Here is a 9,371-nt window from a genome sequence, read left to right on the forward strand (position 1 = left end):
TTGGGGAACGGTATATGCGTACGGAAAAGCTGCTGCGGCTGATCTGGCAAGGGGATGTCTGGGTCAGTCATGACAAGGAAACACGGGCCTTTGCCCGTGCCTTTCAGGACATTGTCCAGGTCCGCGCGGTGACGCTGCGGATCGGCGGGGGCGAAGAGGCCCCGGTGGTCATGTCCGAGGACACCGAACTGATGCCGGCGCTGCCGCTCGGCGATGTCCTAGCCGAAGAGCTGGGGCTCGACGTGCCCTATGGCACGCTGGTGCTGATGATGCCCGACGCGGCGCCCGGGATGGCGTCGCAGTCGCTCGGCCGCGCGGTGGCCGAGACGATCCTCTTTGCCGTGATGCACAGCGACATGCCGGTGCAGCGCCAGACCGACGCGATCTATGTCGCGGCGCACGGGGCGATGCGGATGACGCTGGCGCCCGCGCTGCTGGATGCCGGGTTCGACCGACACGGGTTCGGTATGGGCATGGCGCAGGCGCTGGCCCGGTTCTGGCGCGGCAACGACGCGATCTTTGCCCGGCCCGATTTCCTGTGGACCAGCGAGCTGACCGCCCATCTCAAGCGTCTCGACCCGGCCTTTACCGCGCCGGACCCAACCGTGCTGCCGCCGGACCTGCTGCATGTCAGCGAGGGGCCGACCGGCCTGCCGCTCTGGGTGACGCGGGTGGAAAGCACCCTGCGCCGCGTCCTGGGCGCACCGCAGCCCGAGATGTCCCATGGCACCGGCATCATGTCGCGGTTTAATCTTCAGTAAATCAAACAAAGCTTCCGCAAATCAAGGAACTGTGTTTACCTGTTCTTGCAGGCAAGAATAGGTTGGGCGGACCTGGATGATGTCCATGTCGTACCAGGCTGCAATGCGCGAACCCCTGTTGAACGTACAACAAGAAAGGGACGCGATCTGCAGCTGGCAGGATCAAGGCGACCGCGCGGCGCTCGAGCTGCTGCTGCGATCGCATGCGCGACAGGCCTGGTCGCAGGCGTCGAAATTCACCGACAACCCGGTGCATCTCGAGGACCTGGCGGCCGAGGGCATGATCGGGCTGATGCGGGCGGCGGACAATTTCGACCGCACGCAGGAGGTCCGGTTTTCGACCTACTCGGCCTGGTGGGTGATGAACGGTATCTCGAGCGCATTGGCGCGGATCAAGGCGGTGATCGACATTCCGACGCGGACCTACCTCGACGCCCAGTTGGGCAAGCTCTCGGATGACGAGCGCGCACTGGTGCGCCAGGCGGTGCAGGGCATGGTCGCGCTGGACGGGTCGTCGTCGGATGACGAGGGCGGATCGTTCGATTTCCTGGTGTCGGACGAGCTGGGGCCGGAGGACATCGTCAGCGAACAGAGCCGCAGCGCCATGCTGACCCGGATGCTGGCCGAGGCGCTGGAACCGCTGAGCGGCGAAGAGGCCGAGGTGATCCGCCGCCGCAAGCTGGCGGCCAGCCCCGAGCCCTACTGCATGATCGCCAAGGAGCTCGGCGTGAGCGAGGCGCGCCTGAGGCAGGTCGAGAAACGCGCGATGATGCGTCTGCGGCGCAACCTCGTGGACCGGGGATTTTCGCGGAGCGTGCTCGCATGATGGATTTCGCAGCCTTGTTCAACCTGCCAACCGACACCAAGGCGACCGGCAAGGTCGCGGGCCAGCAGGGCCAGGCGGGCAGCGCCGCGTCGGGGCGCGAGGGCTTCTTTGCCGCGCTGATGACGATGCTGGGCCGCGACGGCACGGCCGCGCAGGGTGAGGGCGCGCTGGCCGACAGGATCGGCGGGCTGATCGATGAGGCGGAAGAGGCGCTGGCGGTGCCCGACCTCTCGGATGCCGAGATCACCGATATCCTCGACACGCTGGTGGCCGACCTCTCGGGCCTGCTGGCGGCGCAGCCGAGCCTCTCGGCGGATTTGTCGGCGCTGCTGTCCAGCCTGACGGCCGAGGGCGAAGGCGCGGTCGAGGCGTTGCCCGCGCGGCTGCTGGCCGAGGCGTTGCCGGCCCTGCAGCAGGCGCTGGCGGGCACCCTGTCCGAGGACGAGGCGGCGCAGACGCCGGGGCTGATGCCGCTGCTGGGGCGGGTCGCCGCGCAGGCGGAAGAGGCGACCACCGGGCAAGTGCGTCCGACGGTGATCTTTGCCGCCGCGACCGGCGGGCCGGTCCACCCGGCCGCACCGCTGACGGATCCGGCGCAGACGGCGGCCGCAACCCCGATCGCCGGGCTGGCCGCAACGACCGAGACCGCGCCGCAGGCGCTGCTGGCGCAGGTGCAGGGCCAGGCGGCGGCGCACACGGCACAACCGCCGGTCGACCCGCGCGAGGTCCTGGGACAGATCCGCGCGCAGGCGACCGAGGAAGGCCGCATCAAGGTCGAGCTGAAGCCCGCGGGCCTGGGCATGGTCGAGATCGACCTGACCGCCGACGAAGCCGGCAAGCTGCGCGTCGTGGTCCGGGCCGAGAACGCCGCGGTGCTGAACGCGCTGCGCGGCGACCGCGAGGGGATGGCGGCCATGCTGCGCGACGCCGGCCATTCGGTCGACGACGCGACGATGAGTTTCGGCGAGTTCGGTCAGCAGGACCGGGGCGCCAACGGGGCAGGGCAGGGGGGCTGGTCCCCCGTGCTGGGTGATGTGACCGACACCGAGGCCGAGACGGATCCGGCGCCGATGCGCGCCCGCGTCACGGACGGCGGCGTCGACATCACGGTTTGAGTATCAGGAAAGGCAGCGCGACATGATCGACGCGACAGCAAGCACCACGGCCACGGCCTCCAGCTCTTCGAGCAACGCGCTGAACCAGCTCAGCGCGGATTACGAAAGCTTCCTGACGCTGCTGACCGCGCAGATCACCAACCAGGATCCGCTGGCCCCGATGGACAGCACCACCTTCGTCACCCAGCTGGCGCAGCTGAGCCAGGTGGAGCAGACGGTCGAGACCAACGCCAACCTCGAGGCGATCTCGGCCCAGATGGGCAGCATCGCGTCGCTGTCCGGCCTGTCGCTGATCGGGCGGACGGTGACCGCGCCGGGCGACCAGGTGGCGCTGACCGGCGACGGGGCGGTCGTGCCCTACCGCCTGGAAAACGAAGCCTACTCGGTGTCGCTGTCGATCCTCGACGAAAACGGGACCGTGGTGAAGGTGATGACCGGCCTGCCAACCGGATCCGGCACGATGCAGAACATCGGCTGGGACGGCACCGACCAGAGCGGCAACGTCCTGCCCGAAGGCGTCTACACCGCCGAGCTCACGGCGCTGGATACGGATGGGGAACCGGTGGGGTACGAGCTGTTCGGCCGCGCCGAGGTGCAGCGCATCTCGTACAACGAGGGGCTGGCGACGCTGGAGCTTGCCAATGGCACCAGCGTCCTTGCCGGGTATGTCGAGGTGATCGAGTAGCGATCAGCTGCGCGGCACGTCGGCCTTGTAGAGCGACAGGAACAGGACCTCGTCGACGACCTTTTCGCCGAACTCGGTCTTCATGTCGGACGACAGGCTGTCGGACAGCTCGCGCGGGTCGATCTCGTCCCCGCGCAGCACCGAGGTGCCGGCGATGCGGTGCATCGACAGCAGGATCGCGTCGCGCAGGCGGGTGGCGTTCTCGGCCACGTTGAAATGCGCGGCGGCGTCGATGTCGGTCACTGCGACACCCACGTCGGTCACGACATAGCTGATGCTCTGGGCGTTCTGCACCGGGACGGTCATGCGCCCCAGCTTGATCACCTTGGAATCCTTGACCTGCTTTTCAGTCATCACGCCGCTGCCGGGTTCACCGTATTCGATGTTCATCTGCGCCTGACGCGCGGCGCTCAGCACGGCCTGCGGGGTCTTGGCGCTGCCGCGGTCGGCGGTCGGCTGGGCGCCGTACCCGGTCGCGGCGGCCTTGGTGCCCTGCGCGGCATGATCCTTGGCGGCGGGCTTGGCCTTGCCGTGATCGGACGCGGTGGCGCTGGCCGGGATCAGCTTGGCCTCGTGCTCGGTGCCCTTCATCGGCTTGGGCGTGGCCAGGCTGTCATCGTGATCGCCATGCGCGGCGGGCTGGTCCTCGGCCAGCTTGTGCAGCGCGTCGCGGGCGTCCGGCGCGTCGTCATGCGCGGCCTTCTGGACCGGCGCGGCGGCGGTGGCGGGCGCGGGTTCCAGCAGCTTGCCGGCGCCGAAACCGACGGCGGCAAAGATCGCAGGAAGCGCGGCGAGGGCGATGATGTTCTTGTTCATGAAGACGGGCACCCGGGACATGTGTTCTCGGGTGCCCGTAATGCCGGGTAAATCCGGCTTAACTTTTATGAAACTATGGCGAAAACCGGATTCAATACGGCAGGATGATGTCCGCGATGTCCTCGCCCCAGCTCCGGCCCTGCTGGTCCGAGATGGTGCCGCGGCCGCCGTAGCTGATCCGCGCCTCGGCCATCTTGTCGTAGGGAATCGTGTTGTCCATGTCGATGTCCTGCGGCCGGATGATGCCCGCGACGCGCAGTTCGCGCAGCTCGGAGTTCACCTTCACCTCCTGCCGGCCGACGACGACCATGTTGCCGTTCTGCAGGATCTGCACGACCAGCGCGGCGACCCGCAGCTCGATCGATTCGTTGCGGTTGATCGACCCGCTGCCCGACCCGCCGGTGGCCGACGAGATGTCGACGATGTTGCTGCCGCTCGGCAGGTCGTCGGGGCCGACGCCCGGCAGGATCTTGTCGATCTGGGTGCCGTAGCCGAAGAACTTGGGGTAGGCGAGCGTGCTGCCGCCCGACCGGGTCCGGTCGGATTCGTTGAACAGCTGCGCCTCGTCGTCGATGTCGATCTCGACCGTCAGGATGTCGCCGACCTGGGTCGCGCGCTGATCCCCGAAGAAGCCGGTCGAGCCATGCGCCCAGAGCGATGCGCCCTCGGCCCGGTAGGGCGTGCGCGCCTGCTGCGGCGCGGGCATCGGGACCTGCGCCGTCTCGGCCTCGTAGATGCTCTGCGGATCGACGCCGACCTTGCTGACCTGCGGATCGCGGTTGAAGTTCTCGGCACAGGCCGACAGGGCCAGGACGCTGACCATCAGCGCCGGGATGCGGAAGGTAGTGCTGCTCATCGGATCACCTCGACCAGTCCGTCCTGCCGTGCGATCGCACGCAGGGATTTGTTTGAGACGAGGTTCACGACCGTGATCTCCTCGCCCACGTGGGCATCGCTCAGCGACTTGCCGGGCGCGGTAAGGACCAGCGCGCCGTCGTCGTAGAGGATGTGCACCTTGTCGCCGCGCCCGACGATGATCGGCGCGGTGATCGAATGGGTCATCACCTGCCGGCCCTGGGCCAGCATGCGGCGCACCTCCATCCCGACCAGTTTTTCACGCTCGGTGATGGAATAGGCGCCGACCCGGTTCACCGGCAGTTCGACCATCTGCACGTCGGCGTCGCGCACGATCTCGCCCGGCATCATCCGACGGGCGGGGACCGGCACGTCCAGCGTCGCCAGCGCCATGCCCTCGAGGCGCTTGGTCTCGCCGCCCTCGGTCACCGCGTTGGCCAGGAAGCGGCCGGTGCTGCGGTCCATCCAGAAGGCCGAGAGCATCACCGCCTCGTCCAGCGGCTTCTGCGTGAGGTGCACGCGGATGTTGGCCTCCTGCGGGAGCTGCACGCCCCAGACCTCGCGCGCGCGTTCCTCGACCAGGACCTCGGGGGTCGCGGCGGCGACGGCGGCACCGAGCAGGAGCAGCGGGGCCAGCAGGGCAAGGAGGAGGCGGCGGCTCATGTCACTTGATCTGGTTTGCGGCCGACATCATCTCGTCGGCGGTGGTGATGGCCTTCGAGTTCATCTCGTAGGCGCGCTGTGCCTGGATCAGGTCGGTGATCTGGCGGATGATATCGACGTTCGACCCTTCGAGGTAGCCGGCGCGCAGGATGCCCACGCCCTCTTCGCCGGGCAGGCCCTGCACCGGGTCGCCCGAGGCGGCGGTGGCCGCGAGGAGGTTGTTGCCGAGCGGCTTCATGCCCGCGTCGTTGACGAAGGTGGCCAGCGTCAGCTGCCCGACCTCGACCGGGGTGGCGTCGTTGCCGACATAGGCGCTGACAATGCCGGTCTCGCTGATGTCGACGCTGACGGTGTTGTCGGGCAGGACCACGCCGGGGTCGACCTCGAACCCCTGTTCGTTGACGATCTGCCCCTCGGGCGACAGGCGGAAGCTGCCGTCGCGGGTGTAGGCCTGGGTGCCGTCGGGCATCGTGATCGCAAAGTAGCCGCGCCCCTCGATCGCCACGTCCAGCTGGTTCTCCGTCTGCACCAGCCCGCCCTGGGTGTTCAGCCGGATGGTCCCCGCCGCCCGCACGCCGAGGCCCACGTCGATGCCGGTCGGCCGGACCGAGCCGTCGTCGGCGGTGGTCGCGCCCTCGCGCGCCATGTTCTCATAGATCAGGTCGGTGAAGGCCGCGCGGGACGACTTGTAGCCGGTCGTGTTCGCGTTCGCGATGTTGTTCGAGATCACGTCGACGTTGGTCTGCTGCGCCATCATGCCGGTCGCGGCGATGCCAAGGGCTTTCATGGGCTTGTCCTCTGTTCGGTATCAGACCGGCTTGCCGACGCGGCTCAGCAGGTCCTTTTTCAGGTCGTCTTCGGTGTTCATCATGTTCACCGCCCGTTGGTACGCCTGCTGGATCTGCATCAGGCGGGTCACCTCGGCGACGGCGTTCACGTTGCTCATCTCGACGCTGCCCTGAAGGATGTTGGTCTGGTCGTCGGGAATGGCGTCGGCCTGTTCGCCCGGCGGCGGGGCCAAGAGGCCGTTGCCGATGCGTTCATAGCGCTGCAGATCTCGCAGCTCGAACACGCCGATCTGCGCCAGCTGGCCGCCGTCCTGCCCCGAGATGAAGCCTTCCTGCGTGATCGTCATCGCGCTGGCCACGTCGGGCGGCAGGTTGATCGGTGCGCCGCCCGCGTCGAGGACATGCGCGCCCGACAGCGTGACGAGGTCGCCCTGGTCGTTCAGCACGAAACGCCCGTCGCGGCCGAAGGCACGGCGTCCGTCCTCGGTCTCGTACGAGAACCAGCCGTTCCCCGTCAGCGCAAGGTCGAGCGGGTTGCCGGTATGTGCCAGGGCGCCCTGCGTCTCGTCGACATAGGATCCGCGGTCGAGCACGAAGTTGGTGCCGTCGCCCACCTCAGCGCCGCCGTCGGCATAGAGATAGCTCTCGAACAGCACCCGTTCGGCCTTGAACCCGTTCGAGTTCGCGTTGGCGAGGTTGTTCGCTGTCACGTCGAGCTGGCGCTCAAGCGCGGTCAGCTGCGAAAGGGCGACGTAGACTGTATTATCCATGCTTCCTGCTCGGATTAATAGCGGCTTTACATTCTTTTGTTGCCGATCATGATCTGTTTGGTAGAATAACGCAAGTATTAACATGAATAATTGAGGCAGATGTTGACCTGTTCTTGCCTGCTCCGCAGTTCCGCCGCGCTGGCGCTGGTGCTGGGCCTTGCCCCGCCGGCCCTGGCCGAGCGGAGCCATCCCGTCGAGACGCCCGAGGTGCTGACCTCGGGCCCCGGGGCGGTGCTGCGCAACACGGCCTGGTCGCTCGATCCGCCCGCGCTCTACCTCGCGCCGCGGGCCGAGGTGGATTTCCTCGAGGAACGCCGGGCGCTGATGGCGGCGCTGGCGCGGACGGAACCCGACACCATCGACCGGGCCCGCGCGGTTACCGACCTGGCCGAATTCCATTTCGCCCATGGCCTCGCCCCCGAGGGGCTGTCACTGCTGGCCAACCTGAAGGACGCCGACCTGCCGCCGGTGCACCGCCTGCGGGCGGCCGCGTTCGAGCTGGCGCTCGGCCTGATCGACCCGCGCGACCTGCCGCTGACCGACCGCGCCGCGGCGCTGCTGGGGCCGGATCACGTCGACTGGCCCGACCAGGTGCTGTTCGTCGCGCTGAACGCGGCGCGGACGGGCGATCACGACACCGCGGGCCCGCTGCTCGAGGATGCGACCGACCGGCTGGCGCGGTTCCCGGCCGCGGTGCAGGAACGTGTGCTGCCCGCCTTTCTCGAAAGCGCCATCGCGACGGAACAGTGGCGGCTGGCCCGCGACCTGGCCGCCGCCTTCGACGACTTTGCCGGCCTGCACGACAGCCCGGCCTATCACTTCCTGCTGGGCCAGGCGGCCGAGACCGGGGACGACGCCGTCGCCGCCTTCGACGCCTACGTGCGGGCGATGAACGGCCGTGACCTCTGGGCGCACCGGGCGCGGCGGTCGCTGGTCGACCTCGGGCTGCGGCGCCAGGCGCTGACCACCGGCGAGGCGGCCAGGCTCCTCGCGATCGAGGCCGAGCTCTGGCGCGGCGACGACAGCGCGCTCGAGGTGATGGATGACCTCGCCTCGCTCCAGATGGTCGAGGGCGACAGGATCGCCGCGATCGAGACCTATGGCCGGATCTCCGCCGCGGCACCCAATTCGCCGCAGGCGGCCGAGGCGCGGCAGAAGGCCCGGACGCTGATCAGCCGGCTCTACGAGCGCGGCACCACGGGGCAGATCCCGCTGGCCGAGTTCATGGCCGCCCACAACCGGATCGCGCGGCTCTACCGGTTCGACATGTCCTTTGCCGATGCCGCCGAAACCTATGCCGACCGCTTCGACGCGATCGGCGCGACCCAGATCGCGGCCGAGGAATACGGGCTGATCCGCGACTACCTTGCCGTGGCCGCCGACCTCGGGCTGGGGGACCTCGCGCCCGACCGGCTGGCCGGCATCACCGTCAAGCAGGCGCAGACCCTGCTGGCCGGCGGGCAGTTCGACCGGCTGGGCCGCCTGCTGGAGGAAGGGTTTCACGCCGAGGACCCCGCGCTGAAGGAGGCCTACGACCTCGTCGCCGCGCGCTACTATGCCGAAACCGGCCAGAGCGCCCGCATCGTGGCGGGCGAGGGCGGCGAAGGCGCGTCACCGCAACGGCTGGCGATCCGGGCGCAGGCCTTCTTTGACGCGGGTCTCTGGAACGGGGCCGAGGCGGCCTATGCCAGGCTCTGGGGCATCCAGGGCGACGAGATGGCGTTTTCCGACGCGGTGAACTTCCTGCTGTCGGCCTATCGCAACGGCAACATGGCGCAGACCGCCGCCCTGGCCGAGGAATTCCCCAAGCTGACCGATTTGCCCGGCTGGGCCGAGATCGCGCAGGGCCTGACGGAACGCGCACCCGAGCTGCTGCCGCTGCGCCAGGACACGGCGCGCGCACGGATCGACCAGGTGGACCACCGCATGGGCAAAATGCCCGACGTGGCCCGGACGGAATGAGGACAGCACCCGAAGAAGAACCAAGAATTTTTCGGGCAAGCCACAAGAATCAATCGTTTTTAAACATGCTGAAACCGCGCCGCACTACTTGAGGTGGTAACGGTGGTGGCAATCGCTGCATATAATAAAG

The 9,371-nt window shown here is 68.2% G+C and carries 10 protein-coding genes; 5 read left to right on the forward strand and 5 right to left on the reverse strand.

The window, feature by feature from the left end; translation table 11 throughout:
* Positions 1–14 precede the first annotated feature (14 nt).
* The 4 genes from ACE2AC_RS20940 (at position 15) to ACE2AC_RS20955 (ending at position 3,387) form a co-directional block, all read left to right on the forward strand.
* Positions 15–761, forward strand: coding sequence for a hypothetical protein (locus ACE2AC_RS20940; RefSeq protein ID WP_375689948.1), 747 nt, complete (start codon positions 15–17; stop codon positions 759–761).
* 118 nt (positions 762–879) lie between these two features.
* The gene (locus ACE2AC_RS20945; RefSeq protein ID WP_375689950.1) at positions 880–1,587 is read left to right on the forward strand and encodes a sigma-70 family RNA polymerase sigma factor; all 708 of its coding nucleotides are present in this window, start codon (positions 880–882) and stop codon (positions 1,585–1,587) included.
* On the forward strand, positions 1,584–2,702 hold the full coding sequence (locus tag ACE2AC_RS20950) for a flagellar hook-length control protein FliK (protein WP_375689952.1): 1,119 nt from the start codon (positions 1,584–1,586) through the stop codon (positions 2,700–2,702). The genes ACE2AC_RS20945 and ACE2AC_RS20950 overlap by 4 nt, the downstream gene beginning before the upstream one ends.
* Positions 2,703–2,724: 22 nt before the next feature.
* The gene (locus ACE2AC_RS20955) at positions 2,725–3,387 is read left to right on the forward strand and encodes a flagellar hook assembly protein FlgD (RefSeq protein ID WP_375689954.1); all 663 of its coding nucleotides are present in this window, start codon (positions 2,725–2,727) and stop codon (positions 3,385–3,387) included.
* A gap of 3 nt (positions 3,388–3,390) precedes the next feature.
* On the opposite strand, the gene ACE2AC_RS20960 is transcribed toward ACE2AC_RS20955, so the two are convergent.
* The 5 genes from ACE2AC_RS20960 to flgF all read right to left on the reverse strand — a co-directional run bounded on the left by ACE2AC_RS20960 (position 3,391) and on the right by flgF (position 7,279).
* Positions 3,391–4,224, reverse strand: a complete 834-nt coding sequence (locus ACE2AC_RS20960) for a hypothetical protein (protein ID WP_375689955.1) — start codon at positions 4,222–4,224, stop codon at positions 3,391–3,393.
* A 70-nt stretch (positions 4,225–4,294) separates the two neighbouring features.
* A complete protein-coding gene (flgH, locus tag ACE2AC_RS20965) occupies positions 4,295–5,059 on the reverse strand; it encodes a flagellar basal body L-ring protein FlgH (protein ID WP_375689957.1) in 765 nt (254 codons plus the stop codon).
* Positions 5,056–5,721, reverse strand: a complete 666-nt coding sequence (gene flgA, locus ACE2AC_RS20970; RefSeq protein ID WP_375689959.1) for a flagellar basal body P-ring formation chaperone FlgA — start codon at positions 5,719–5,721, stop codon at positions 5,056–5,058. Before flgA ends, flgH begins: the two co-directional genes overlap by 4 nt.
* 1 nt (position 5,722) lies before the next feature.
* The gene (gene flgG / locus ACE2AC_RS20975; protein WP_375689961.1) at positions 5,723–6,508 is read right to left on the reverse strand and encodes a flagellar basal-body rod protein FlgG; all 786 of its coding nucleotides are present in this window, start codon (positions 6,506–6,508) and stop codon (positions 5,723–5,725) included.
* Between the two features lie 21 nt (positions 6,509–6,529).
* Positions 6,530–7,279 carry a flagellar basal-body rod protein FlgF gene (gene flgF / locus ACE2AC_RS20980; protein WP_375689963.1) on the reverse strand — a complete coding sequence of 250 codons (750 nt, stop codon included), beginning with the start codon at positions 7,277–7,279 and terminating at the stop codon, positions 6,530–6,532.
* Between the two features lie 99 nt (positions 7,280–7,378).
* Between flgF and ACE2AC_RS20985 the strand changes: the two genes are divergently transcribed.
* Positions 7,379–9,241: a hypothetical protein gene (locus ACE2AC_RS20985; protein WP_375689965.1), complete on the forward strand. Its 1,863-nt coding sequence runs from the start codon at positions 7,379–7,381 to the stop codon at positions 9,239–9,241.
* Positions 9,242–9,371 lie beyond the last annotated feature (130 nt).

Source organism: Pseudooceanicola sp. LIPI14-2-Ac024, from assembly GCF_042188925.1.
Lineage (GTDB): Bacteria > Pseudomonadota > Alphaproteobacteria > Rhodobacterales > Rhodobacteraceae > Pseudooceanicola.

Coding starts and splice junctions, on each gene's coding strand:
- ACE2AC_RS20940 (WP_375689948.1), top strand. CDS start 15: ATGCGTACGGAAAAGCTGCTGCGGCTGATCTGGCAAGGGGATGTCTGG.
- ACE2AC_RS20950 (WP_375689952.1), top strand. CDS start 1,584: ATGATGGATTTCGCAGCCTTGTTCAACCTGCCAACCGACACCAAGGCG.
- ACE2AC_RS20955 (WP_375689954.1), top strand. CDS start 2,725: ATGATCGACGCGACAGCAAGCACCACGGCCACGGCCTCCAGCTCTTCG.
- ACE2AC_RS20960 (WP_375689955.1), bottom strand. CDS start 4,224: ATGTCCCGGGTGCCCGTCTTCATGAACAAGAACATCATCGCCCTCGCC.
- flgH (WP_375689957.1), bottom strand. CDS start 5,059: ATGAGCAGCACTACCTTCCGCATCCCGGCGCTGATGGTCAGCGTCCTG.
- flgA (WP_375689959.1), bottom strand. CDS start 5,721: ATGAGCCGCCGCCTCCTCCTTGCCCTGCTGGCCCCGCTGCTCCTGCTC.
- flgG (WP_375689961.1), bottom strand. CDS start 6,508: ATGAAAGCCCTTGGCATCGCCGCGACCGGCATGATGGCGCAGCAGACC.
- flgF (WP_375689963.1), bottom strand. CDS start 7,279: ATGGATAATACAGTCTACGTCGCCCTTTCGCAGCTGACCGCGCTTGAG.
- ACE2AC_RS20985 (WP_375689965.1), top strand. CDS start 7,379: ATGTTGACCTGTTCTTGCCTGCTCCGCAGTTCCGCCGCGCTGGCGCTG.